The 489-nt window shown below is 55.2% G+C and carries 2 pseudogenes; both read right to left on the bottom strand.

Annotated elements, in window-relative coordinates:
- Nucleotides 1-28: 28 nt before the first annotated feature.
- Nucleotides 29-121, bottom strand: a pseudogene (locus ACU8YC_RS26495) (hypothetical protein); the annotation flags it as partial.
- Between the two features lie 29 nt (nt 122-150).
- Nucleotides 151-489 (bottom strand): annotated as a pseudogene (gene sitB, locus ACU8YC_RS26490) (iron/manganese ABC transporter ATP-binding protein SitB); the annotation flags it as partial.

Here is a 489-nt window from a genome sequence, read left to right as displayed (position 1 = left end):
GCGTCCACCCGTAGAGCATCAGATATCAAGACAGAATCGCGCACAGGCCGCCGACCATCGCCGAAACTCGCATGGCGTTGTGCATATACTGGTAGCCAAACGTCTCTGTCAGCCAGTTCATGATTATGCCCCCTCGCTTGCCGCGCGTCGCTAAATAAACGGACGTTCATCATCGGTAATCACGTGCTGTTCGCCGCCGCGCAGGGCAACGTGACGCAGGACTCCGCTAAATGCCAGCTCGAGATTCTCGGGAGTAAAGGTGGTTTCGGTCAGGCCACTTGCCAGCACCGTGCACTTAATCATCACCGTGTAATCACAAAACTCGGTGACGGAGCACAGGTTATGGGTAGAGACCAGCATGGTCCGGCCTTCATCACGCAGTTCACGCAGCAGGTCGATGATCCGGGACTCGGTTTTCACATCTACACCAGTAAACGGTTAATCCAGTAAAATGACCTGGCCGTCCTGTGCGATAGCGCGCGCAAGAAA

This window comes from Citrobacter sp. VF227, assembly GCF_052950715.1.
This window is presented reverse-complemented; position numbering and strand designations above follow the sequence as displayed.